The sequence below is a fragment of the Curtobacterium citreum genome, from assembly GCF_006715175.1.
GTDB lineage: Bacteria > Actinomycetota > Actinomycetes > Actinomycetales > Microbacteriaceae > Curtobacterium > Curtobacterium citreum.
This window is the reverse complement of sequence record NZ_VFMQ01000001.1, coordinates 361,613-386,106: the sequence shown is the minus strand read 5'-3', so window position 1 is coordinate 386,106 and position 24,494 is coordinate 361,613. Positions and strand designations below refer to the sequence as shown.

Genomic DNA, 24,494 nt, shown 5'->3' with positions numbered 1-24,494 from the left:
GGGCCGTGAGGCGATGATAGCGGTTTCAGTGCGTGATGCAAGAGCAATTGTGAAATCGCTATCTCGACTTGAGCGGCCAGACGATCGCGGTCTTCACCTCTTGTTGAAATCGCTTTCACGACCTAGGGTTCCGATCGTCCCGACTCAGGGGCCCAGTACGAAGGAGTACGAAGTGCCACGTCCTGTCACTCCCGGTCGCCGTCGCGCGCCCGGGTTCGCCGCGGCCGTCTCGGTCGCCGCCCTCACCGCCCTCGGACTCGTCGGGATCGCACCCACGGCGTCCGCTGCCACCGTCGACCACCTCGGCGTCGCGTTCGGATCGTCCACCGGAGCCGTCCGCGGTGGAGCCGGCGGCACGCTCTACGGTCTCGGCGACCTGGGCAACCCGACCCAGGCGCTCGTCGACGGAGCGCACGTCACGAACACGTCGCAGAAGCCGCCGGGAGGCGCACAGCACCCGACCGGCGACGCGCTCCGTGTCGAACCGTCGTTCTTCGCCGGCGCTGGGAAGGACGAGTACGTCTACATGCAGGACCATTACCCGGACTTCCCCTACAACGGCGGCAACCGCCCCGGCGACGCGAACAACGACGGCGTGTGGGACTACCTGCCGATCGTCAAGCAGGAAGCCGAGACGATCGCCACGCAGTCGGCGCACCCGAAGCAGTACGTCTTCATCCCGTTCAACGAGCCCGACCTGGACTGGTACACGAACTGGACGAACGACAAGTCGCAGTTCCTGTCCGACTGGTCCGCCGTGTACACGACCATCCAGCAGGTCTGGACGGCGCACGGACTCGGCCACGCGAAGATCGGCGCGATGGGTGACTCGTCGTTCCACGCGGACCGCACGACCGACTTCCTGACCTACGCCAAGGCGCAGAACCAGCTGCCGGACGTCACGATCTGGCACGAGCTGAACCCCGGCAGCCTCGCGAACTTCCGGACGAACATGTCGACGTACCGCGGCATCCTGTCGAACCTCGGCCTGTCGGCGATCCCGGTGAACATCACGGAGTACGGCAACCCGCGCGACATGGGCGTGCCCGGACAGCTCGTCCAGTGGATCTCGATGTTCGAGGACCAGAAGGTCGACGCCCAGACCGCGTACTGGAACTACGCCGGCAACCTCAACGACAACTCCTCCCGCACGAACAGCGCGAACGGCGGCTGGTGGCTGTACAAGTGGTACGGCGACCTGACCGGCACGACCGCGACCGTCACCCCGCCGCAGCCGAACACGACCGACACGCTGCAGGGTGTGGCGTCGATCGACACGACCGCGAAGAAGGCCACGGTCCTGCTCGGAGGCGGAACGAACGACGTCTCGGTCGACCTGACCGGCCTGTCGAGCAGCGTCTTCGGCAGCTCCGTCGACGTCACGGTGCGCGCGGACCGGCTCAACGGCAAGGAGGGGCTCTCCCAGCAGCCGCCCGTCATCGTCTCGCAGCGCGCGACCGTGTCGAACGGCACGCTCAGCGTCACGGTCCCGAACAGTGACCGTTACGCCGCCTACCAGGTCGAGGTCACCCCGGCGCGGGCCAACCGTCCCGCGGTCGACACCTCAGCGGTCAGCACCGTCGAGGCCGAGAACACCACCCTGACCGACGCGACGGTGTACACGCAGGACCCGTCGTCAGTGAACGGCATGGCCTCCGGCGGGAAGGACGTCGGGGCGTTCGACAAGGCCGACAGCGCCGCGACCTGGACGGTGAACGCTCCGACCGCCGGGACCTACCGACTGACCGTGCTCGGCGGCGCGAACGGACAGCCCGGTCAGCACGCGCTGTTCGTCGACGACACGTTCAACCAGCTCGTGAAGTACTCGGCCGACCAGAGCTGGACGTACCGGGGCACCACCTCGGTGCTCGTGCAGCTCGCAGCCGGGTCGCACACGTTCTCGCTCCGGGCGAGCAAGGACGGCACGAACGTCCTGCCCGGTGCCGACATCACGCTCGACCGCTTCACGGTGCAGAACGTCACGATCGGCGACACCGACACCTACCCCGCGGTCGATGCCCGGCTCGCCGGCTCGGCGACGATGACCTACGGGTCGAGCACGTCGGCGGCCAACGGCGGCGCCACCCTGTCCGGCTCCGGCTCGGCGACGTTCTTCGTCTCCACGCTCGAGTCCGGCTACCAGGACGTCAGCGTCGACTCCGTGACCACCGGCGCTTCGGCGCTGACCCTGTCGGTCGGCGGCCGCAACGTGTCCCTCGGCTCGGTCAGCGGTGCGGGCTCCTGGCGCACCACCGTCCGGCTCTGGCTGCCGCAGGGCATCTCGGAGCTGCGGGTCGGGGCGCCGAACGGGGCGACGGTCACCGGCATCACGACCGTCCGCGGGTCGACGCAGCGCGCCGCCGACACCGCCACCGCCAACGCGGTGCGCGTGCAGGGTGAGTCCCTGACGCTCGCCGGGTCCGCCCGTGCCGTCCAGATCCCGGCATCGGCCGGCTCGAACGGCGACGCGGACGCGAACGGGGTCGTCACGAAGCTCGGGTACCTGGGCAACGGCGCAGGCAACACCGCGACCCTGACCCGTCCGTCGTCCCTCGGCGCCGGGGCGTACGTCCTGACCGTGTCGGCGGCGAACGCCGACCAGTCGTCGAACCTCAACTACAACCCGCAGGTCGTCAACCGGTTCCTCGACGTCACGGAGGCCGGCGGTGCGACCACGCGCGGCACGTTCCGCAACGGGTACTCGTGGAACAGCTTCTGGGACACGAGCATCCCGCTCGACCTGACCACGGCGAGCGGATCCCTCACGCTCGGCAACGCCGGCGCCTACGCACCGGACGTCGACGTGGTCACGCTGGCGAAGCTGACCGCGGGGAGCGCGACCACGGTCGCGCGGTGACCGTCGACAGCGGCGCGTGTCGGGACGCGCCGCTGTCGGCCGGAGGCGGAGGGTCCGGGGCGGAACGGCCTCGGGCCCTCCGCCGTTCGCGCGCTCACGCCGCTGCAGAGATCAGCGCGGCCACCGGGCGGTCGGGGAACGCCACGCAGGGATGCCGTCCGGTTCCGTGAGGAAGGACGTCACCTCGACGCTCGCGAGGCTGCCGTCATCGCCGAAGACGGGCAGCACCTAGACCGATCTCCAGCGGCTCGGCCAGAGAAGAGGGCCCGCCGAAGCGGGGGGGTTCCCGTGGCCGATCGTCACGGTCAGCCCTCGCTCCGCCGGGTCCGGCATCGGCGTCATCGGCCAGTCCGACGGCATGTGGTGGTCGGGCACGACCTACCCGCCGCAGTTGACGACCTCGCCGGCGGCGCTGATCGTGACGCACGGAGCACGCGCGGCGATCGGGCCTGCCCCGAAGAGGTCCGTCAGGAGCTCAGGGTCTCGAGGACGACGAGCACTGCCAGGACAACACCCGCGATGGAAGTGCTGACCCCAAGCACTGTGACCGTCTGCGCGAAGGTGTGGACCGCACCCTGCGCGGAGAAGCGGTCGATGGCCGATGCAGCCAGGATCGTCGCGGCCATCGCCACGGGAACAGTTGCCATCCAGATCAGGGCGAGAGCCCGCCGCGCGGCCCAGACACCCGCTGGCTGAGCGTGCAGGACGCCGCGGAGACGCTCAGGGTCGGCCTCCCACGCCGCGTCGATCGGAGCGAGGCGCAGACAGGCGAGGACGCAGGCGATGGTCCGCGCGATGAGGACGACGAGGGCTGCACTCGGCAGGATCCCTGTCAGCCTCGCGGCGGCGCGCACGCTCGAGCTTCGCAAGGCGCTCACTTGTCGAGGAAGTGGCCGAGGTAGACGTACGAGCCGCCCGAGCAGGCTCCTCCGAGCTGGAGCCACTGGTCGGCTCCGAGTTCCGCCGCTCGATGCACCTCGAGGTCCGTGGGCTGCTTGTCGGACCAGTCGCGGCGTTCCGGGTAGTCGGAGGGTGTGCGCGGGACGAAGCCGTCGGCCTCGGCCGCGTCGAACACTCGCTGCGCCTCCGGCACGCACGCCACCGCCCACGATTCGGACGCCTTGAACATGTCCCGGCTCCCGGAGGAGACGAGTCGTGTTCCTGCCGGGAGCGTGATCCCGACCATCTGCTCGACGGCAGAACGCGAGAGCTGGCTGCACTCACCGCTGAGCGGGCTGCAGGTGCTGCCGTCCGCGGTCCGCGAGGGCCCGAGCGCGTGCTGCGCTGCGGTGCCGACGGTGGCGAGCACGCCGATGACGAGCGCTCCGGCCAGGACCAGCAGGCCTGCGAGCGTGACGAGCAGTCGCATCAGGCTCGGACTGCGCACGTCTTGCACTCGGCCACCGTAAGCGGCGGGGTCGCCGCCGACCACGAGCATCGACCTGCATGTGCCCAACGGACCATGGACCGTGCCATGCGCCGCGGATCTCGCTGGTCTACCGATCGACAGTGGTGCGCGTCCCTCGCCGACGGTGCGCACGCACGTTCACGAACCCGAGCACCACGTCCGCGGCGAGAAGAAGCCAACCGAATCCGCTGCCTTGCGCGATGAGCCAGACGGCGCACCCGGTCAGAACCAAGCCGAGGAACACCAGCACAACTGTGACCGCTGTCCAACGCATGCCTCTGAGCCTACGGGCGGGACTCCCTGGTCCTCAGACAGACGCAGGACCAGGTCACTGCAAGGGGTGTGACCCGCACCGCGGCAATGGCCCGCATCGCAACTCTTCGATCGACGACGCTTGCCGCGGCACGGACCGCACCGTCCGCTCAGCGCCGCGGGGGCCGACAAGCGCGTCTCGCGGGGGTCTGCGCCGAGGACGCACCGTCGGCGCTCCCGAAAACAAGAAAACCCCCGCGTGAACGGGGGTTTTCTGTGGCGGTACCGGTGGGATTTGAACCCACGGTGGAGTTGCCCCCACACATGTTTTCGAGACATGATCCTTCGGCCGCTCGGACACGGTACCGGGGAAGAGTTTACACGATCCGGGAGGCGCGTCGAACCACCGCAGCTCGGCCACCCTCCACAGGCGGTGCTGTCCGACCTCCTGTCCACAGTCCAGCTCGGCCGGAGTCGAGGACGAGCCGGCCCGCGTACCGTCCTCGGCATGAGAACGCGCACCATCGTCGCCCTGCTCACCTCGGTCCTCGGCGGACTCGCCGTCGTGGGGGGTGGGCTCTTCGGCGCCCGTGCCGGGGTCCGCGGGCAGCGCGCCGCTGCGCAGCGGGTGGTCGACATGCTGCCCGTGCACGCGGACTGGTGGCGGGAGCGCCTGCAGCACGATGGCCAGCTGACTTACCTGGCGATCGGCGACTCGGCGGCGCAGGGCGTCGGAGCGACGACGCCGGCACGCGGGTACGTGGGGCTCCTGGCACGCCGGATCCGACACCGGTCGCGGATGTCCGTGCGCGTGGTCAACCTCAGCGTCTCGGGGTCGACGACGTGGGGGGCGAAGAACGACCAGCTCCCGAAGCTCCGGAACCACACCCCGGACATCTGCACGGTGTCGATCGGCGCCAACGACATCGCGGACTTCCACCCGGACAAGTTCGAGCGGAACATCCGGGCGATCTACAGCGCGGTGCCCTCCCACGCGATCGTCGCGGAGCTGCCGTGCATGTTCGTGCCGGACCGGGAGCGCAAGGTGGCGGTGGCGAACGAGATCGTCCACCGGGTCGCCGACGAGCTCGGGCTGACCGTGGCACCGCTGCACGTCATCACGAAGCGCGTGGGGCTTCGTCGCACGTTCTTCAACAGCTACGGCGACCTGTTCCACCCGAACGACCGCGGCTACGAGATCTGGGCGAGCGCGTTCGAGCCCGCGGTGGACGCCCGGGTGGACACGGTGGCGGCGATCCGGCAGTACCTGTCCGCGCGAGAGGCCGAGGACCTCGGGCGCGAGGCCGGCGCGGTCGCCACTGCGCGTGCGGAGCAGGACACAGAGCACGCGGCGGAGCTCGACCACAGCGAGCGACCGGGGCGGGTGGAGCGGCTCCGGCATCGGATGACGGGCTCGATCCCGCTGCCGCACCAGCAGGAGAGCGAGAGCGAGAACGAGGGCAGCACCAGCATCAGCTCCCACTCCGACACCGCCCCGGGCCGGCGGACGGGTGATGTCGGCGGAGCGGCCTAGCCTCGACGTCATGGCGCGCACCCAGTCCCTGTACCGCTGCTCGGAGTGCGGGTGGAGCAGCATCAAGTGGGTCGGCCGCTGCGGCGAGTGCCAGGCGTGGGGCACGGTCGAGGACACCACCGCTGCGGCCGCGAGCTCCCGCGGCACCGCTCCGGTCGCCGTCGCCGGAGCACGGGTGGCCCGTCCGATCACCCAGGCGACCGGCACCGCCGTGCAGCGGTGGAACACGGGCATCGGCGAGTTCGACCGCGTCCTCGGCGGCGGCATCGTCCCCGGCGCAGCCGTGCTGCTGTCGGGCGAGCCGGGTGTGGGCAAGTCGACGCTGCTGCTCGAGGTCGCCTCGCGCGCGGCGGCGACGGGGAAGCGCGTCCTCTACGTCAGCGCCGAGGAGTCCGTCGACCAGGTCCGACTCCGCGCCGAGCGCACGAACGCCATGCACGACGAGCTCTACCTGGCGAGCGAGGTCGACCTCGGCGTCATCCTCGGCCAGATCGACCAGGTCCAGCCCGACCTGGTCATCGCGGACTCGGTGCAGACGATCTCGTCGAGCACCGTCGACGGCATCGCGGGCGGGACCTCGCAGGTGCGGGAGGTCGCGTCCACGCTCATCCGGGTGGCGAAGGAGCGGGCGCTGCCGGTTCTGATCGTCGGGCACGTCACGAAGGACGGCACGATCGCGGGGCCGCGGCTCCTCGAGCACCTGGTGGACGTGGTGTGCCACTTCGAGGGCGACCGCCAGACCGCGCTCCGTTTCGTCCGGGCGCTCAAGAACCGCTTCGGTCCGACCGACGAGGTCGGCTGCTTCGACATGGCCGGCGACGGCATCCACGAGGTCCCGGACCCCAGCGGACTGTTCATGTCGCGCAACGGCACGCCGGTGTCCGGCACGTGCGTCACCGTGGCGATGGAGGGGCGTCGGGCCCTGCCGGTCGAGGTGCAGGCCCTCGTGGTGCCGAGCTCCGCACCCCAGCCGCGCCGCGTGGTCAACGGGGTCGACGCGTCCCGGGTCGCGATGCTCCTCGCCGTGCTCGAACGTCGTGCCGGGCTGAAGCTCTCCGACGCCGACGTGTACGTGTCGACGGTCGGCGGCATGAAGCTCACCGAACCGGGCGCCGACCTGGCGATCGCCCTCGCGCTCGCGAGCGCCGCGCGGGACCGCCCGTACCCGCACACGCTCGCGGCGGTCGGCGAGATCAGCCTCGCCGGCGAGATCCGGCCGGCCACGGGGGCGAAGCAACGGGCGAGCGAAGCCGCACGACTCGGCTTCACGACGGTGCTCGGCGCGGGGTCGGAGCACCTCCGCGAAGCGCTCCGGGTGGCCTTCTCGATGACGCAGTCCGCGCGCGAACGCGAGCTCGACCGGGCGTTCTGACCCGGCGCACGCCAGCCCGGCCACCGGAGGAAGCAACCGGCGGGACGGGGGCGATCCGATCCTCCAGGCCGGAGCGGCCGACTGCCGCAACAGCCGACCCTGCCAACCCTGCCAACCCTGCCGACCCTGCCGACCCTGCCGACTGACGCGACTACCGGACCACCGGACCGCCGCGACCGTCGGACCAGCCGCACTGGCAGGACCGACCCCGACCGCGTCAGGCGCGCAGCGCCGCCAGCAGGTCCGCAGGGGTCGACTGCATCGTGTGCGGCCCGGCGATGTCGAAGAACACACCCTCGAGCGAGTCGAGGTGCGCAGCGAGGAACTCCTCGAGCCGGGGCCCGTCGTAGACCATGACCTGCCTGATCTTCTCGTCCGGCACCATCGCCGTGTACGCGTCCGCGGACGAGAACAGCAGCAGGATCCGCTTGTCGGACCCCTCGCGGCCGAAGACGCGCACCTGCATGTCCTTCTTGCCCGTGACGAGCCGCGGCACGATCACGATGTCGTTGCGCAGGGCAAACGCCACCGCTGCCACGTCCTGCTTTGCGAGGGCCTCCTCGAGCTGCTCGCTCCGGAAGCGCTGTTCCTTGTCTGCCATCGCCTCTAGTCCACCACTTCTGCGGCGCTCCCGTGACCGCACCACGCGCCGCTCGGACGGCGCGGGACTGCGGAAAGCGGCGGTGGAACGCTGTCCTCGTGCACAGATGTCGTCACGGGACTCCCGCTGGGGCCGTTCGGCACGGTAGGTTGGTCACAACCGCCTCGGCGGGAGTCCATCGTTCTTCTGGTGCTCTGCACCTTCGAGCGCCAACGGTCACTGACCCTCTCAGGTCGCCTGGCCCCGAACCCGTTCCGCCGGCCCATGCCCGCGGGGCGCATCGATCTGACGACAATCCGTCGGTGGATCGGCGGCAGTACGTGTCGCCTCGCAAGACAGGCAGCGATATCTCGCCTGGCAAGAAAGTAAGGAAACGCCATCATGGCAACTGGCACCGTCAAGTGGTTCAACAACGAAAAGGGCTTCGGCTTCATCGCTCCGGACGACGGCAGCGCCGACGTCTTCGCGCACTTCTCCGCGATCGCTGGCAACGGCTACAAGTCGCTCGAGGAGAACCAGAAGGTGGAGTTCGAGATCACCGAGGGCCGCAAGGGCCCGCAGGCGGAGAACATCTCCGTCATCGGCTGATCACCTCAGCTTCTCGAACGGGCTCGTCGTCTTCGGACGGCGGGCCCGTTCTGCGTTCCCGGGCGGTCACGGTGCTCGCGCCGCCCGCACCGTCGCCGTGCCGCCGCCGCCGCGCACGGAACCACGGAAGCGACGTCGAACCAGCGGAAGCGCCTGGTTCGACGTCGGAAACCTGGTTCGACGCGCAACGCACGCCGCCGACACGCGACGCCACCGCCGGCCGCCAGCGCCTCAGTTCAGGACGAACTGCGCCGACTTCTCCGACTTCAGGTCCCCCACCGCCACCTGCAGGTGGTAACTCGCACCCCCACCGGTGACCGCCGGACGGGACGAGTCGCACGTGGTCGTCGACGAGCGCGTCCGGTCCCACGTGATCGACGGCGTCGTCAGGGTCTGCCCGGCCTTGATCGTGACGTCCTGGTTCGTGCCGTTCGTCTGGCAGTCCTTCGACGACCAGTACTGCTCGTCACCGGAGCTGATCGTCAGCACCTGCTGCGCCGAGCCGAGGTCCATGTGGCAGGCGTCCGAGCCGGTGTTCGTGATCGACATCGCGATCTTCGGGTCCTCGGTGGGGCCGTACACGGTCTTGTCCAGCACGGCGGCGAGCGTGATCTGGTCCGCCGAGCAGGTCGACCCGGATCCGGACGCCGCCGCAGAAGCCGATGCGGACGGCGCAGCAGGAGCGGAAGCAGCAGAGTCGGCTGCGGAACCGGCAGCACCGCCGGTCGAACCCGCTGCCGAACCCGATGCCGACGCCGTCGCCCCGGGCGCCGACGCCGAGGACGCCCCGCTCCCCCGGCCGACCACGATCAGGACGACCACGACGACGATGAGCAGCAGGACCCCGCCGACGAGCGCACGACGGCGCCAGTAGACACCGGACGACTCGGGGCCGACGGGGTGGCGGAACGAGGACATGCGCACAGGGTAGGACGGGATCGCCCCACGCCCGGGACGCGACGCCGAGGCACCGTCGAAAGCGTCAGAGGATCTTCAGCATGCGGGTGTTGCCGAGGGTGTTCGGCTTGACCCGGGCCAGGTCGAGGAACTCGGCGACACCTTCGTCCGACGAGCGCACGAGCTCGGCGTAGACGTCCGGCGACACGACCTGCTCGCCGATCTCCAGGTACCCGTGCTTCGCGAAGAACTCGACCTCGAACGTCAGGCAGAAGATCCGGGCGACGCCGAGCTCGCGGGCGTCGTGCTCGAGCGCCTCGAGCATCCGGTGCCCGACGCGCTTGTGGATCCACCGCTCGTCGAGGGCGAGCGTCCGCACCTCGGCGATGTCGTCCCAGAACACGGCGAGGGCGCCGCACCCGATCGGCACACCGTCGGGACCCTCGGCGATCCGGAACTGCTGGATCGACCCGTACAGCGCGACGTTCTCCTTGCCGAGCAGGATGCGCCGGTCGACGTACGGCGCGATGAGCCGCTGGATGTGCGGCACGTCCGACGCGAGCGCCGGTCGCACGCGGATCCCGTGCTCGTCCCGTTCGTCGAACGCGTGCTTGGCGTGTCCAGTCATCCGTTCGAGCATAGAACGCCCGCCGCCAGCCCGCCGCCCGAGCAGGGGGACACCGCCCTGGAGGCCGCCCAGCCGTCCGCGCCTACCGTCCCAGGTGTACCCAGGACCGAACGAAGGAGCGAGCATGCCCCAGATCATCGAGACCGTCGACGTCAGCGTCCCCGTCCGCCAGGCCTACGACCAGTGGACCCGGTTCGAGGAGTTCCCCACCTTCCTCGACGAGGTCGAGAAGATCGTCCAGGTCGACGACAAGACCACCGACTGGACCGTCAAGGTGGCCGGCCAGGAGCGCGACTTCCGCGCCGTCATCACCGAGCAGCACCCGGACGAGCGCGTCGCGTGGACCGTCAAGGACGGCGACGTCGAGCACGCCGGCGTGGTCACCTTCCACAAGCTGTCGGACAGCGAAACGCGGGTCACGGCGCAGATCGACTGGGAGCCCACGGGCCTGCTCGAGAAGCTCGGCTCCGCCGTCGGCGTCGGCGGGCACGCAGTCAAGAAGGACCTGCAGAACTTCAAGGAGCGCGTCGAGAACGCGCCGACCGAGCCCGGCTGGCGCGGCGACGTCCAGGCCTGAGACGGTCCGGACCCACTGACGGACGGGAGGCGCGGTGCCGGCTGGCACCGCGCCTTCCGTCGGTCCGTGGTCGCGCCGGGTCCACGCACCCGGCGGTGGCAGAGTGGGCACCATGAAGCTCCTGCGCACCGCACTCACCGGCACGGTCATCGCGAGCGCGGGCAGCGTGGCCCTCGGGGCGGCTGCCGCGCGGCGACTCCTCCGTCCCGCGCCGTTCACCCCGCCGGAGTCCGAGCTCGTGTACGCCGACGAGCGGGACGTCCCGGGCACCGAACCCGACGGTGTCGCCGAGACGCACGTGGTGCACGTCCACGGCCAGTCGATCGGTCCGCAGCAGGTCCTCCGTGGTCTGCGGGTCTGGCGGTCGCTCGGTGCCTCGAACCAGGTCGTCGACACGACGGACCTACCACTCCGCTCCCTCGACCCGGCCGCCGTCGACCGGATCGCCGCCGCGGCCCACGCCGCCCGGGCCCGCGGTGCCCAGCGCGTCGTGCTGCAGGGCTGGTCCGCCGGGGCCCTCGCCGCATCCGCCGCCGCGGCCCGCACGCCCGTGGACGGCATCGTCGGCGTGGCCCCGCTGCTCGACGTCCGCTCGGCGCTCCGCGGAGCGGTCACGGCCGCACGCTTCCCGGCCGCCGTCGGCACGGTCGCCGTGCGGGTGGCCACGACCCCCGGGCTCAGCCGTCTGGCGGGCGTCCCGTACCCGCTGACCGCGACCCGGTGGCAGGACGACGGGACGCCGACGCTCGTGCTGCACTCAGCGGCGGACGCCCTCGTCGCCGCAGACGACGTCGCCCGCCTGGCGGCACGGGGTGCCCGTGTCGAGACCTTCCGCGACGCCCGGCACACCCTGGAGTGGAACGAGGACCCGGACCGCTGGGAGGGTGCCGTCCGCGCGTTCGCCGCGGGGCTCTGACCCCGTCCGCGCACACGCAAGTGGCCCCGGTCCGAAGGACCGGGGCCACTGACGTCCGACCTGTTGGGGGGAACCAGCCGGACATCGTGCACGAGGCGTTGGGGGGAACCCTCGCACGTCCACGATGCTACCCCCGGACGGGGGTCCGGTCCGGCGCGAGCCGGATCACGCACATCGGAACCACGAACGGACGGGCGCGCCCCGCTGAGTGGCAACGCGAAGCGTTGCGCGGGGCGCGCCGACTGAGCCTGCGAAGGAGGGCGGTGCCAGCTGGCACCGCGCCTCCCGTCCGTGTTCCGGTCCGGTCCTAGGACTCGATCTCGCCCTGCGGGGTCTCCGGCGCCTTCTCGAGCGTCGGCGCCCCGGCGAGGACCTCCTCGCGACCCGGCTGCCGCCCGGTCTCGAACTGGAACGTCCCCTCGGCGAAGTCGACCTTCACGTGGTCGCCGGCGTTGAGCTCACCCTGCAGGATGTGCTCGGACAGCTGGTCCTCGACCTCGTGCTGCATCGCGCGACGGAGCGGCCGGGCACCGAGTGCCGGGTCGAAGCCGACCTTGATGAGCTGCTCCTTGGCGGCGAGCGTGAGCTCCACCGTCATGTCGCGGTCGAGCAGGCGGTCCGCCAGGCGCTTCACGAACAGGTCCACGATCTGCAGCAGCTCGGACTGCGAGAGCTGCGGGAACACGATCGTGTCGTCGACGCGGTTCAGGAACTCGGGCTTGAAGTGCTTCTTGAGCTCCTCGTTCACCTTCGAGCGCATGCGGTCGTAGCCGACGGCCGAGTCACCCTCGACCTGGAAGCCCACCGGGCCACCGGCGATGCCCTGCGAACCGAGGTTCGTGGTCATGATGATGACGGTGTTCTTGAAGTCGACCACGCGGCCCTGACCATCGGTCAGGCGACCCTCTTCGAGGACCTGCAGCAGCGAGTTGAAGATGTCCGGGTGGGCCTTCTCGATCTCGTCGAACAGGACCACGGAGAACGGCTTGCGACGCACCTTCTCGGTCAGCTGGCCGCCCTCCTCGAAGCCGACGAACCCGGGAGGGGCACCGAACAGCCGCGAGACGGTGTGCTTCTCGCCGAACTCCGACATGTCGAGCGAGATCAGTGCGCCCTCGTCGTCGAACAGGAACTCCGCGAGGGCCTTGGCGAGCTCGGTCTTCCCGACGCCCGTGGGGCCGGCGAAGATGAACGAGCCGGAGGGACGGTTCGGGTCCTTCAGGCCGGCACGGGTGCGGCGGATCGTCTTGGAGAGGGCCGAGATGGCCTCTTCCTGGCCGATGACGCGCTCGTGCAGGGCCTTCTCCATGAAGACGAGACGCGAGGTCTCCTCTTCCGTGAGCTTGAAGACCGGGATGCCCGTGGCCTGCGCCAGGACCTCGGCGATGATGCCCTCGTCGACGGTGCCGGACGCGGCGACGTCACCCGCACGCCACTGCTTCTCGAGGCGGAGACGCTCGCCGAGGAGCTTCTTCTCCTCGTCGCGCAGGCTCGCGGCCTTCTCGAAGTCCTGCTCCTCGATCGCGGCTTCCTTCGACCCGCGGACCGTCGAGATCTTCTCGTCGAACTCGCGGAGCTCCGGCGGCGCCGACAGGATCGACAGGCGGAGACGTGCACCGGCCTCGTCGATCAGGTCGATGGCCTTGTCCGGCAGGAAGCGGTCCTGCACGTAGCGGTCCGCCAGGTTCGCCGCGGCGACGATCGCACCGTCGGTGATGGACACCTTGTGGAACGCCTCGTACTTGTCGCGGAGGCCCTTGAGGATGTTGATCGCGTGCGGCAGCGACGGCTCGTTCACCTGCACCGGCTGGAAGCGACGCTCGAGTGCGGCGTCCTTCTCGAAGTGCTTGCGGTACTCGTCGAGCGTGGTCGCACCGACCGTCTGCAGCTCACCGCGGGCGAGGAGCGGCTTGAGGATCGACGCGGCGTCGATCGCGCCCTCGGCAGCGCCGGCACCGACGAGCGTGTGGATCTCGTCGATGAAGACGATGATGTCGCCGCGGGTGCGGATCTCCTTCGTGACCTTCTTCAGGCGCTCCTCGAAGTCACCGCGGTAGCGGGACCCGGCGATGAGCGACCCGAGGTCGAGCGAGTAGAGCTGCTTGTCCTTCAGCGTCTCCGGAACGTCGCCCTTGACGATCGCCTGGGCGAGGCCCTCGACGACCGCGGTCTTGCCGACGCCCGGCTCACCGATCAGGACGGGGTTGTTCTTGGAGCGGCGGGAGAGGATCTGCATGACCCGCTCCATCTCCTTCTCGCGCCCGATGACCGGGTCGAGCTTGCCGTCGCGCGCGGCCTGGGTCAGGTTCCGACCGAACTGGTCGAGGACCTGCGACCCCTGCTGGGCGTTCTGCTGCGTCTCGCCGCCGACGGCGACCGCTTCCTTGCCCTGGTAGCCGGACAGGAGCTGGATGACCTGCTGGCGGACGCGGTTGAGGTCCGCGCCGAGCTTGACGAGCACCTGTGCTGCGACGCCCTCGCCCTCGCGGATGAGGCCGAGCAGGATGTGCTCGGTGCCGATGTAGTTGTGGCCGAGCTGCAGCGCCTCGCGCAGGGACAGCTCGAGCACCTTCTTGGCGCGCGGCGTGAACGGGATGTGCCCGGTCGGCTGCTGCTGCCCCTGCCCGATGATGTCCTGGACCTGCTCGCGGACGGCATCGAGCGAGATGCCGAGCGACTCCAGCGCCTTGGCGGCGACGCCCTCGCCCTCGTGGATGAGGCCGAGGAGGATGTGCTCGGTGCCGATGTAGTTGTGGTTGAGCATCTTCGCTTCTTCTTGAGCGAGGACGACAACACGACGGGCTCGGTCGGTGAATCTCTCGAACATGTGCTCTCCCTTGCCGGGCTCGTGGGAGCTCGGTGACGTACATCGAGACTAACCAGCGGACCCCCGGAGGGCTGCCCCTGTTCGCCGTGGGCGTGACCTCGCTTCGCCCAGTGGGCAGGCGGGGTGTGGTGGGTACCCTCGGGGCATGGAGCAGCCCGTCGTCGGCCTCGTCGTCCACCCCACCAAGAACGTGCAGGAGTCCGTCGCGACCCTGCAGCGGTGGAACGCCTCCGGACAGGGGCGGCTCGTCGCACGCCGCTCGGACGCGCAGCGCCTGGGCGGCGGGGTGGACGTGGTCGACGAGGACGACTTCACCGAGCAGATCGACCTCGTCGTGGCGCTCGGCGGGGACGGCACGATGCTCGGGGCGATGCGCCTCGTGGCCAAGCGCCCGGTGCCGGTGCTCGGCGTCAACTACGGCAACGTCGGGTTCCTCGTCGAGATCGAGCCGCCGGAGCTCGAGGCGGCGCTCGACCGGCTGTCCGCCGGCGAGTACCAGCTCGAGCCGCACCACGCGCTCGAGGCCCGGCTGTCCTGGAGCGGTGCACGGACCGACTACCTGGCGTTCAACGACCTCACCGTGGTGCGACGCCCCGGCGCCGGCCAGGTCTCCGCCGACCTGAGCGTCGGCGGGCTCGGCTACGGCTACTACCGCGCGGACGCCATCGTCGCCGCCACCCCGGCGGGGTCCACCGCGTACAACTACGCGGCCGGCGGTCCCGTGCTCTCCCCCGCGCTCTCCGGCTCCGTCGTGACCCCGGTGGCGCCGATGGCCGGGATCGACCGCGCCGTGGTGCTCGCCGCGCGGGAGCGCTACCGACTCGACATCGCCGAGGGCACGAGGAGCGCCGCACTCGAGGTCGACGGACTCGTCGTCGGCGAGGTCGCGACCGGGGCGCAGATCGACGTCCGGCTGCGGAAGGACGCCGCGAGCGTGGTCCGCCTGGACGCCGAGCGGCACGGACGCACCGGTCGGGTGAAGCTCAGCCTGCTCGACCTGCCCGTCCGCCCGGACCAGCTCATCGAGCTCATCCCCCAGGACCTGCGGCAGCGGCTGAACCGCGACCTCGAGGACGGCTGACGACCGGACGGCGGCCAGGACCCGTCGGCAGACAGACGAGTGGCCCGCCCAGGCAATGCCTGGACGGGCCGTCCCATCACCCCACCGGACCGCCTTCCCACAGGACGGCCCGGTTCCCCGTGCCGGCACTGACGCGCCGGCCGAAGCCTGCTGACCTCAGTCGGTCAGGTACAGCTGCATGTCCTGGCTCACGGCCTTCGCGAACAGGCGCAGCTTCGCACGGGACTCGACGCGGCTGACCGCCTGTCGGGTCGTGTGCACGATCTTCGAGATCTCGTCGAGCGTCATCGGCTTGTCGTCGTCCAGGCCGTAGCGCATCCGGATGACGTTCGCCTCGTCGCTCGGCAGCTCCGCGACGATCGAACGGATGTCGCGGTGCAGGAGCGTCGTCTCGGTGAGCTCGTTCGGGCTCGCGGCGTCCTCGTCCTCGATGAAGTCGCCGAGCTCGCTGTCGTCCGAGTCGCCGACCACGGTGTGGATCGAGACCGGCTCGTGCGAGCGGCCCTTCAGGTCGAGGAGCTCCTCGGTGCTCATGCTGAGCTCCGCGGCGACCTCGTCGGGCATCGGCGCACGGCCGAGGTCGACGGTCAGGTCGCGCTCGGTGCGCGAGATCTTGTTGATGAGCTCGACGGTGTGCACCGGGATGCGGATCGTCCGGGCCTTGTCGGCGAGACCACGCGAGATGGCCTGGCGGATCCACCAGGTGGCGTACGTCGAGAACTTGTAGCCCTGCGTGAAGTCGAACTTCTCGACGGCACGCACGAGGCCGAGGTTGCCCTCCTGGATGACGTCCATGAACGGCAGGCCGCGCTGCGAGTACCGCTTCGCGATGCTCACGACGAGGCGGAGGTTCGAGGTGATCATGCGCTCCTTGGCGCGCTCACCGTCGCGGACGAGCCAGCGCAGCTCGCGCTGCAGGGACTTGTCGATGCCCGGCTCCTTGGCGAGCTTCTCCTCGGCGAACAGGCCGACCTCGATGCGGCGGGCGATGTCCGCCTCTTCCTCGGCGGTGAGGAGCGAGAGGCGGCCGATGTGGCGCAGGTAGTCACCGACCTGGTCGACCGAGGCGCCGCGGACACCCGCGAGCTGCTCGTCGGCTTCGACCTCGGTGTCGAGCGTGGTGGTCTCCACCGCAGCGTCCGCGGTCTTCGCTGCTGCAGCCTTCTTGGTGCGGCGCGCGGTGGTGCCAGTGGTCGTCGTCTTCGGTGTTGCGGTCGCGATCGTCATGGTGACTCTCCCTGCGGTTCGACGGTGATGGCCTCGGTGGGGGGTGTTGACGAGTAAAGCGGTCCCGAGGTGTACCCCACAAACCGATCGGATCGATTCCCAGGGAACCTCGTGCTTCACCGCCGGAACTGTCCCCCACGGGGTACGTCCTGGTCGACAGCATGGTCCGCCTCGATGCCCGGGCGCAAGGGGATGTCGCCGTGTTTCCGCTGTTGCAGGGGTGTTTCATCGACGTTGCCGAGGGTGTACCCCGGCCGACCGCGTCCCGTGGACACGAAAACGGGGTACGTCGGCCGGGATCGGTTCGATCCGGCGTGACGTACCCCGAAGGAGGACGATCTGGGGCTCACCAGGAGGGCTCGAGCCACCCGTCCCGTCGCTTCGAGACCTCGAGGTCGGCGTCGCGGTCGAACTCGTCGTACTCGCTCTCGATGTCGCCGACGAGGCTGCGACCGGTGAAGACGTGCGTGGTGGACATGCCGACGATGCTCACGCCGCCGGGCGACGGCGCGGTGAACGGCCGGTGGCCGGGAGCGGACGGTCAGACGTCCACGTCGTCCTCGTCGAGGTCGTCGAGGTCGTCCTCGTCCTCCAGCCAGGACGCGTCGCGGACCGCGTCGGGCAGCACCGAGTGTCCGAAGGCGTCCTCGGCGTCGAGCTCTGCGGGATCCACCGCGTCAGTGCACCACCGACGGGTGAACGCGGGGTGAAGCGGCTACTCGGCCGAGGTCGGTGCCGGGGCGGGACGGCCGTGCTCGCGCTCGAAGCGGGCGCGCTCCTCGGCCTCGACCTTCGCGTAGGCCGCGCGCTCCGTCCGGTCGGCCCGCATGATCGCGCGCATGACGAACCAGAAGATGAGGCCGACGACGATCGTCGGCGTCACGGCGAAGATGATCCCGGTCACGACTCCCTGCGGCACCCGGCGATCATAACCCGGCCGACCGTGGGAGGCGCCGTGCGGGGCGGACCCGCACCGCGCCTCCAGGCCGGGTGGGACGTGACCGGTCCGCCTACTTGACCAGCGGGAACAGGATCGTCTCGCGGATGCCGAGCCCGGTGATCGCCATCAGGAGGCGGTCGATGCCCATACCCATGCCGCCCGACGGGGGCATGGCGTGCTCGAGGGCACGGAGGAACTCCTCGTCGACGCGCATCGCCTCGGGGTCGCCGCCCGCGGCGAGCTTCGCCTGCTCGACGAAGCGCTCACGCTGCACGACCGGGTCGACGAGCTCCGAGTAGGCCGTCGCGAGCTCGAAGCCGCGGACGTACAGGTCCCACTTCTCGACCACGCCGGGACGGGTGCGGTGCTGCCGCGTGAGGGGCGAGGTGTCGACCGGGAAGTTCATCACGAACGTCGGGGCGTACAGCTCGTCCCCGTTGAAGTGCTCCCACAGCTCCTCGACGTACTTGCCGTGCGTGGCGTGCGCGACTTCGACGCCCTCGGCGTCGGCGAGCGCCTGCAGCTCCGACAGCGGGGTCTCCGGAGTGATCTCGTGACCCGACGCCTCGGACAGGGACTCGTACATGTCCATGCGCGCCCAGTCGCCACCGAGGTCGTAGTCGGAACCGTCCGGCAGCGTGACGACGAGCGAGCCGCCCGTGACGGCCTTCGCGGCGTTCTGGACGAGCTCCTGCGTCAGGTCGGCCATCTGCTCGTAGTTGCCGTACGCCTGGTAGGCCTCGACCATCGCGAACTCGGGCGAGTGCGACGAGTCGGCGCCCTCGTTCCGGAAGTTGCGGTTGATCTCGAAGACGCGGTCGATGCCGCCGACGACCGCCCGCTTGAGGAACAGCTCGGGCGCGATGCGCAGGTACAGCTCGGTGTCGAACGCGTTCGAGTGCGTGACGAACGGGCGTGCGGAGGCGCCACCGTGCTGCGTCTGGAGCATCGGGGTCTCGACCTCGAGGTACTCGTGGCCGGTGAAGGTGCTGCGCAGGGACGCCATCACCGCGGCACGGGCACGGACGGTCGCGCGGGCCTGGTCGCGGACGATGAGGTCGAGGTACCGCTGACGGACCCGGGTCTCCTCGTTGAGCTCGTTGTGCAGGTTCGGCAGGGGCAAGATCGCCTTGGCCGCCATCGCCCAGTCGTCGACCATGATCGACAGCTCGCCGCGGCGCGAGGAGATCACGCGGCCGTGCACGAAGACGTGGTCGCCGAGGTCGACGAACTCCTTCCAGCGGGCCAGGGACTCGTCGCCGACCTCGGCCAGCGAGACCATGGCCTGGATGCGGGAGCCGTCGCCGGACTGCAGGGACGCGAAGCAGAGCTTGCCGGTGTTGCGGGAGAACACGATGCGGCCGGCGATGCCGACGACGTCCTGGGTCTCCTCGCCGGTCTCCAGGTGGGCGTACTGCTCACGGACCGCGGGGATCGTCGTCGTGATCGGGAGCTCGGCGGGGTAGGCGTCGATCCCGGCGTCGAGGAGCTTCGTCCGCTTGTCGAGCCGGACCTGTCGCTGCTCGCTGGTCTCCTCGGCGGACAGGGCTTCTGCGGCGGTCTCTTCGCTCATTGCTGGTGCGGCTCCGATGGGGTCGTGGGGGACGCTCCGATGGTACCCGGCGCTTCGCGCTCGGACGGGCGCCCGTCGGCGCGGGCGGCCGCACGGCGGGGCGGGCGGCCGCACGGCGGGGCGCGGGCGCTCGCCCTCGTCAGGGGGCCAGGCGCGCCTCGACCACGAAGTTGTCGCGGGACGGGCCGCCGTCCGGTCGTTCCAGGCAGGTGATGACCACGAGCCGCCCCGGGACGTCCGCCCACACCGTGGCGTCGCCGCTGATCGACGGCTTCGGCACCGTCCTGGTCCCGGTCACGACGTACCGTGCCCCCGCGACCTCGACGGCGTCGCCGACCCCCACCCGGGACGTGCCCGACGCCGTGTCGTACAGCGCGTTGCCCGGACCGACCCCGCCGCCGCGCAGGGAGTGCATCGCGACGAAGACCGTGCCGCGCTCCGGTGTCCGGACGCCGGTGCCGAGGTCCCGGATCCAGAACGCGTCCGTGAAGGTCGGCGGCTGGACCTCGTGGTCGACCGTGACGAGTGACCGCAGCGGGACGTCGAGCCCCACGGCCGGCACCCGGAACGCGTCGCCGTCCGCGGCCCGGACGGCCATCCGGCGCACGGCGGCCGGGGACGGTGCGAGTCCGGGGGCGGCGTCGACGCGGTTGCCCCGGAGGTCGGGGAGCGACGGGGTCGCCGGCGGACGCTCCCCCTGCTGGACGATCCCGACGACGCCGACCACGACGAGCACGCCGGCGACCAGGAGTGCAGCCGTCGTCGCGAGCCGCCGACCACGTCCCGGTCCGCCCGGGCCGCCGGGGCGGGTCATGCGGCGCGGTCCCCGAGCACGGCGCGCACCACCTCGTGCACCCGTTCCGCGGCGCGTCCGTCGCCGTAGGGGTTCACCGCGCGGCCCATCGCTCGGTACCGGTCGTCGTCGTCGAGGAGCGCGGCCAGTTCGGCCCGGACGACCGCGCGGTCGGTGCCGATCAGCCGCGAGGCGCCGGCCTCCAGCGCCTCGGGGCGCTCGGTGGTGTCCCGCGTCACGAGGACGGGGGTGCCGAGCGTGGGTGCCTCTTCCTGCACGCCGCCGGAGTCGGTCACGATGCAGTGCGCGACCTGCATCGCCCGGCAGAACGTCGGGTAGTCGAGGGGCGCGTCGACGAGGACGTGGTCGAGACCGGCGAACGCGGGCTCGATCGCCGCGCGGACGATCGGGTTCGGGTGCAGCGGCGCCCAGACGAACACGTCGTCGCGGTCGCGGACGGTGTCGGCGATGCCCGCGGCCGTGTCGGTGAGTCCGCTCTCCCACGACTCGCGGCGGTGACCCGTGACGAGCACCAGACGGCGTCCGGCGTCGAGCGCGGCCTGCACGGGCGCCGGGAGCGCCGGAGGCGTCGCGTCGAGGGTGTGCAGGAGCGCGTCGATCACGGTGTTGCCCGTCACGTGCACGGCCGCGGCGTCGGCGCCCTCGGCGAGCAGGCGATCGGCGGCACGCTGCGTCGGGGCGAAGTGGACCGAGGCGAGTTGCCCGATGACCCGGCGGTTCGCCTCCTCCGGCCAGGGCGACCACAGGTCCGCCGACCGCAGCCCGGCCTCGAGGTGTGCGACCTCGACGTGCGCGTAGTGGGCGGCGAGCGCCGTCACCGCGGCGGCCGAGGTGTCCCCGTGCACGAGCACCAGGTCCGGGCGACGTCGGGCGATGACCGCGCCGACCGCCGTCATCGTCCGGGTGGCGAGGGCGGTGAGGTCCTGCCCGAGCACCGCGACGTCGAGCCGCTCGTCCGGGTCGAAGCCGAAGGTCGCGTACACGGGCTCGAGGAGTCCGGCGTGCTGGCCGGTGTCGACGACCGTCGTGTCGATCGAGCGGTCGGCGCGAAGTCGTCGCACGACGGGGGCGACCTTGATGGCCTCCGGACGCGTCCCGAAGACGACCATGACGTGCGGGTTCACCGGTGACCTCCCGGTCCGGTCGGTCGGAGCGACGAGACGTGCCGGGGCTCCTGGTGGGTGGTGCGCCGGACCGGGCCGGTCCGACGCCGTGCGCCGCGGGCTGACCCACTGCGCGGGGTGGCGATCCGCCGGGCGAGGAGCGCGGCGGACAGCGGGATGCTGACGAGCAGGAGCATGTTCAGCAGGTCGGTGACCAGCAGGTGCTTGTAGATCTCCGACGCCCCCTCGGAGAGCATCACGGCCCAGAACTGCGCCCAGGTCGCGACCGCGGTCACGACGACCGTCGCCCCGAAGGCCGCGGCACGGTCGCCGAGCTGCCGCCGCCGGAACGCGAGGCCGAGGCCGAGCGCGAGGGCGACGATCTGCAGCAGGACGATCGCGGACGGCACGGTCCCGAGGAGCGCCGACACGACCACGACGACGGGGAACCGGTGCTCCTGTTGCCACGGCTCGGCACCGACGTCCGGCGGGTACGCACCGACGTAGCCGAGCACCGGCTGCGTCATCGCCTCGAGCCCGCGGTCGGCCATCCCGACCAGTCGGGCCGGGTGCGTCACGTAGAACAGGGCGATCCGGCCCTGGGAGACCTCCTCGGTGAACCGCGGGAAGTCCGGCCGGTGGACGGCCGCGTTCTCCGACGCCACCGTCGTGCCGCTGCTCGACGCCCAGTCGGCGGGCAGGCCGAACCAGCGGAGGTCGCCCTCGGGGTCCGGGCTGTGCGGGAGCATCTCGACGAAGACCGCGTTGTAGGTGTTGAGCAGCGTGAAGTGCCGCGGCTGGATCGCCGCGTACCCGACGGCGACCCCGGCGAGGGCGACCACGAGCGAGGCCCCGAGGAGACGGGGGACGACGCGGCCGCGGGGACGCGGGCGCCCGGCGCGCGGGTCCGGGTCGCCCCGCCGGCGGCGCGCCTGCGCGACCGGGTTGCCCCGTCCCCGGCGCGCCGGCAGCGGACGCCAGAGCAGCGCGAGTGCCGCGGCGGGCAGGAGGGCGACCATCTGGGTCTTCGCGGTGATCGTGAACACCGTCGCGAGCGAGAAGAGCAGCATCCCCAGCCACGTCGGGTCGCCCCGCCGCCACATCGCCAGCAGGCAGACGACCATGGCCAGGACCCCGAGGAAGCAGGCTGCCTCGGAGTACGGGGACACGAAGAACCGCGCGAAGACGCCGTCGCCGACGACCGCGACGACGAGGGCCGCGGCGATCAGCCGGAAGAGCGCACGTCCGGGCAGGAACGCCACGAAGAGCGCGACGAGCACCCCGAACACGAGCACGCAGACGATGCCGACGGCGCGGGTGTCGATGCCGGCGCCCCAGCCGAACAGCGGCGTCAGCACGACGGCCGGCCACACGAGCAGCATCTGGGACGACACGTAGGGTTCGCCGGACCCGCCTGCACCGCACGCCTCGCCCGCCCAGCGGTGCGGTACCCACTGCGTGAAGACGTACTGCGTGCTCGCGGCGTAGTCGTACGGGGCGGTGTTCGCGACCCCGAACGCGCACATCAGCCGCTGGCCGTCCCCCTGGTCCCCCATCCCGACGACGGTCGGGACGAACAGGTGCAGGAGCAGCACCGCGACGGCGAGGCACCCCGCGACGACGGCCGTGGCCCATCGGCCCCGCGGGTCCTCGGCCGGCCCACCCGGGGCGATCCACCGCCAGACGAGGAGCAGCCAGGCACTCGCGGCCCGCCGCGAGCCCCGGGTCGCCGGTGCCGACGGGGTGGCGACCGGGGCGGGGGCCGTGTCAACCACGGCTGGTCGGGAGGAACGCTCCCGTGGTGAGTCCGGCACGACTGTCTCCTCCGACGGCGCAGTGCAGTGAGTGGGTCCCGTTGGTCTGCTGCACGGCCACGCCGGTGACGAACGTGGTCGGGTAGTCCCCGACGAAGGGGGAGCACATCCGCTCGACGTCCTGCTGCGTCGGGTCCCCGGTCGTGACGTCGAGCCAGGCGTTCACGTCCTGGCTGCTGTGCGGTGCCGAGCAGGGCACGGCCGTCCCGAACGGCTCCCACGTGCCGTCCGGACGCGCCTGCTGCCGGTAGCACTGCCGGACGTCGGCGGACGAGCGGGTGGGGAGCACGCCCTCGAGCGAGCGGGTCACGGTGCGCGGTCCGCCACCGGTGCCGACGAGTCCCACGGCGCATGTGACCGCGCGGTCGCCGTCCGCCCACTCGGCAGCGGTCGGCCAGTACGCCCAGGTGGCGAGCGGGACGACTCCGTCGCGTTCCGCGGCCCCGACGAACGCCCGCGCCTGCTCGTACCCGCACAGCCGGCTCGTCAGCCGCTGCAGGACCTGCTGCGTCGGACGCTCCCGCTGGTCGGCCGGGGATCCGGTCAGCTCGGTGGTCGCGGACACCTGCAGCGTGTGCTCGTCGTCGCAGTCGACCGCGGGGGCGCCCAGGCTGACCGCGGTGACCTCGGCGAGGTAGCGGAGGTCGAAGCAGGTGCCGACAGGCGCCGGGGTCGAGGCGGCCGGCGGCTGACGGTCGAGCACCCCGCACCCCGCGGTGGCGGCGACGACCACGACGGCGGTGACCGCCCCGACGGCACGACCGAAGGTGCGGACCGTCGACGCTCCGAGCACCCGGCGCATCAGGCCCGCCGCCGCCCGGCGCGACGCACCCCGACGCCGGCGCCCGCGCCCGCCGCGTGTTCCGTGCCCGCGCGACGGGGCCCACCGTCGGCACGCCGTGCCCGGCCGTCGGCACGACGGGCCCCGGGACCGCGCGTCCGGTCCGGCGCGGTCCCCCGGCGCCGACCCCGGACCGACACGACGACCTGCAGCAGCACCGCCCCGGCGAACCCGAAGATCACGAACAGCGACCCGACGTACTCGTGCACGACGTCGAAGCCCGCCGTGCCCCAGCGCTGCAGCGCCACCGACGACCCGACGTACCGGATGACGTTGCAGGCCACGGCGATCGCCAGCGCCCCGAGGAGCGCGACGGCGGCTCGGCGGAACGGCACCGAGCCGAGCAGCATGAGCACGCCGCCGAGCGCGAGCAGCGGCACGAGCAGCACCACGGTCGAGCACATCGGCGTGATCTGGATGCCGTGCACGTCCTGCGTGCCGATGCCGAAGTAGATGACGTCGACGGCCGCGTTGGACCGTCCGTCCGTGAACTGTCCGACGACCCAGGCCGTGACCTCGGCCTCGACCACGCGGAAGGTCGGCTGGACGACGAGGAGCGCCGCGGCGAGCGCGAGGAGCAGCAGTCCGACGGCGCGGCGGGGGCCCGCGGACGAGACGACGGGGGCGGTGACGGCGTGCGACAC

23 protein-coding genes and 1 tRNA gene are annotated in these 24,494 nt (G+C 71.2%); 7 read left to right on the top strand and 17 right to left on the bottom strand.

What is annotated here, in order from left to right:
• Window positions 1-172 precede the first annotated feature (172 nt).
• On the top strand, window positions 173-2,857 hold the full coding sequence (locus FB462_RS01955) for a CBM35 domain-containing protein (RefSeq protein WP_229666911.1): 2,685 nt from the start codon (window positions 173-175) through the stop codon (window positions 2,855-2,857).
• Between the two features lie 467 nt (window positions 2,858-3,324).
• Here FB462_RS01955 and FB462_RS01950 read toward each other — a convergent pair whose 3' ends face one another.
• The 3 genes from FB462_RS01950 to FB462_RS01940 form a co-directional block, all read right to left on the bottom strand.
• Window positions 3,325-3,711 carry a hypothetical protein gene (locus FB462_RS01950; protein ID WP_141859796.1) on the bottom strand — a complete coding sequence of 129 codons (387 nt, stop codon included), beginning with the start codon at window positions 3,709-3,711 and terminating at the stop codon, window positions 3,325-3,327.
• Between the two features lie 20 nt (window positions 3,712-3,731).
• On the bottom strand, window positions 3,732-4,253 hold the full coding sequence (locus FB462_RS01945; RefSeq protein WP_141859793.1) for a hypothetical protein: 522 nt from the start codon (window positions 4,251-4,253) through the stop codon (window positions 3,732-3,734).
• 541 nt (window positions 4,254-4,794) lie between these two features.
• Window positions 4,795-4,884, bottom strand: a tRNA-Ser gene (locus tag FB462_RS01940).
• A gap of 141 nt (window positions 4,885-5,025) precedes the next feature.
• Here FB462_RS01940 and FB462_RS01935 point away from each other — a divergent pair.
• Window positions 5,026-6,051, top strand: a complete 1,026-nt coding sequence (locus FB462_RS01935; RefSeq protein WP_167509966.1) for an SGNH/GDSL hydrolase family protein — start codon at window positions 5,026-5,028, stop codon at window positions 6,049-6,051.
• Window positions 6,052-6,061: 10 nt separating this feature from the next.
• Window positions 6,062-7,423, top strand: a complete 1,362-nt coding sequence (radA, locus tag FB462_RS01930; RefSeq protein WP_114850647.1) for a DNA repair protein RadA — start codon at window positions 6,062-6,064, stop codon at window positions 7,421-7,423.
• 217 nt (window positions 7,424-7,640) lie between these two features.
• Here radA and FB462_RS01925 read toward each other — a convergent pair whose 3' ends face one another.
• Window positions 7,641-8,024 carry an SseB family protein gene (locus FB462_RS01925; protein ID WP_114850646.1) on the bottom strand — a complete coding sequence of 128 codons (384 nt, stop codon included), beginning with the start codon at window positions 8,022-8,024 and terminating at the stop codon, window positions 7,641-7,643.
• Window positions 8,025-8,405: 381 nt separating this feature from the next.
• Here FB462_RS01925 and cspE point away from each other — a divergent pair, with 381 nt between their 5' ends.
• Window positions 8,406-8,612, top strand: coding sequence for a transcription antiterminator/RNA stability regulator CspE (gene cspE, locus FB462_RS01920; protein WP_022904520.1), 207 nt, complete (start codon window positions 8,406-8,408; stop codon window positions 8,610-8,612).
• A 231-nt stretch (window positions 8,613-8,843) separates the two neighbouring features.
• On the opposite strand, the gene FB462_RS01915 is transcribed toward cspE, so the two are convergent.
• Together FB462_RS01915 and FB462_RS01910 are read right to left on the bottom strand one after the other, a co-directional pair.
• Window positions 8,844-9,530 (bottom strand): hypothetical protein, encoded by a 687-nt coding sequence (locus FB462_RS01915; protein ID WP_141859791.1) that lies wholly within the window; start codon window positions 9,528-9,530, stop codon window positions 8,844-8,846.
• A gap of 64 nt (window positions 9,531-9,594) precedes the next feature.
• A complete protein-coding gene (locus FB462_RS01910; protein ID WP_058742237.1) occupies window positions 9,595-10,137 on the bottom strand; it encodes an amino-acid N-acetyltransferase in 543 nt (180 codons plus the stop codon).
• Between the two features lie 124 nt (window positions 10,138-10,261).
• On the opposite strand from FB462_RS01910, the gene FB462_RS01905 reads away from it, so the two are divergent.
• Entirely contained in the window at window positions 10,262-10,714 is a 453-nt protein-coding gene (locus FB462_RS01905) for an SRPBCC family protein (protein ID WP_141859788.1), read from the top strand.
• A gap of 112 nt (window positions 10,715-10,826) precedes the next feature.
• Window positions 10,827-11,630 carry a hypothetical protein gene (locus tag FB462_RS01900; RefSeq protein ID WP_141859786.1) on the top strand — a complete coding sequence of 268 codons (804 nt, stop codon included), beginning with the start codon at window positions 10,827-10,829 and terminating at the stop codon, window positions 11,628-11,630.
• Window positions 11,631-11,937: 307 nt separating this feature from the next.
• Here FB462_RS01900 and FB462_RS01895 read toward each other — a convergent pair whose 3' ends face one another.
• Window positions 11,938-14,457, bottom strand: coding sequence for an ATP-dependent Clp protease ATP-binding subunit (locus FB462_RS01895; protein ID WP_141859784.1), 2,520 nt, complete (start codon window positions 14,455-14,457; stop codon window positions 11,938-11,940).
• Window positions 14,458-14,602: 145 nt separating this feature from the next.
• Here FB462_RS01895 and FB462_RS01890 point away from each other — a divergent pair, with 145 nt between their 5' ends.
• Complete coding sequence (locus FB462_RS01890; RefSeq protein ID WP_141859782.1) at window positions 14,603-15,538, top strand: NAD(+)/NADH kinase; 936 nt, start codon at window positions 14,603-14,605, stop codon at window positions 15,536-15,538.
• 156 nt (window positions 15,539-15,694) lie between these two features.
• Here the strand turns inward: FB462_RS01890 and FB462_RS01885 are convergent, their stop codons facing one another.
• The 10 genes from FB462_RS01885 to xrtS form a co-directional block, all read right to left on the bottom strand.
• Window positions 15,695-16,765: a sigma-70 family RNA polymerase sigma factor gene (locus tag FB462_RS01885; protein WP_141859780.1), complete on the bottom strand. Its 1,071-nt coding sequence runs from the start codon at window positions 16,763-16,765 to the stop codon at window positions 15,695-15,697.
• Window positions 16,766-17,111: 346 nt separating this feature from the next.
• Complete coding sequence (locus tag FB462_RS17775; protein ID WP_257222155.1) at window positions 17,112-17,243, bottom strand: hypothetical protein; 132 nt, start codon at window positions 17,241-17,243, stop codon at window positions 17,112-17,114.
• A 63-nt stretch (window positions 17,244-17,306) separates the two neighbouring features.
• Window positions 17,307-17,438 carry a hypothetical protein gene (locus tag FB462_RS17770; RefSeq protein ID WP_259550538.1) on the bottom strand — a complete coding sequence of 44 codons (132 nt, stop codon included), beginning with the start codon at window positions 17,436-17,438 and terminating at the stop codon, window positions 17,307-17,309.
• A 42-nt stretch (window positions 17,439-17,480) separates the two neighbouring features.
• The gene (locus tag FB462_RS01880) at window positions 17,481-17,684 is read right to left on the bottom strand and encodes a hypothetical protein (protein ID WP_058742233.1); all 204 of its coding nucleotides are present in this window, start codon (window positions 17,682-17,684) and stop codon (window positions 17,481-17,483) included.
• Between the two features lie 91 nt (window positions 17,685-17,775).
• On the bottom strand, window positions 17,776-19,278 hold the full coding sequence (gene lysS, locus FB462_RS01875) for a lysine--tRNA ligase (protein ID WP_141859778.1): 1,503 nt from the start codon (window positions 19,276-19,278) through the stop codon (window positions 17,776-17,778).
• Between the two features lie 139 nt (window positions 19,279-19,417).
• A complete protein-coding gene (locus tag FB462_RS01870; RefSeq protein WP_141859776.1) occupies window positions 19,418-20,092 on the bottom strand; it encodes a class F sortase in 675 nt (224 codons plus the stop codon).
• Entirely contained in the window at window positions 20,089-21,216 is a 1,128-nt protein-coding gene (gene wecB / locus FB462_RS01865) for a non-hydrolyzing UDP-N-acetylglucosamine 2-epimerase (protein WP_229666910.1), read from the bottom strand. Before wecB ends, FB462_RS01870 begins: the two co-directional genes overlap by 4 nt.
• On the bottom strand, window positions 21,213-22,970 hold the full coding sequence (gene wsfD, locus FB462_RS01860; RefSeq protein ID WP_141859773.1) for a glycan biosynthesis hexose transferase WsfD: 1,758 nt from the start codon (window positions 22,968-22,970) through the stop codon (window positions 21,213-21,215). Before wsfD ends, wecB begins: the two co-directional genes overlap by 4 nt.
• Window positions 22,963-23,811 carry a septum formation family protein gene (locus FB462_RS01855; RefSeq protein WP_141859771.1) on the bottom strand — a complete coding sequence of 283 codons (849 nt, stop codon included), beginning with the start codon at window positions 23,809-23,811 and terminating at the stop codon, window positions 22,963-22,965. Before FB462_RS01855 ends, wsfD begins: the two co-directional genes overlap by 8 nt.
• Window positions 23,811-24,494 (bottom strand): exosortase S, encoded by a 684-nt coding sequence (gene xrtS, locus FB462_RS01850; protein ID WP_141859769.1) that lies wholly within the window; start codon window positions 24,492-24,494, stop codon window positions 23,811-23,813. The genes FB462_RS01855 and xrtS overlap by 1 nt, the downstream gene beginning before the upstream one ends.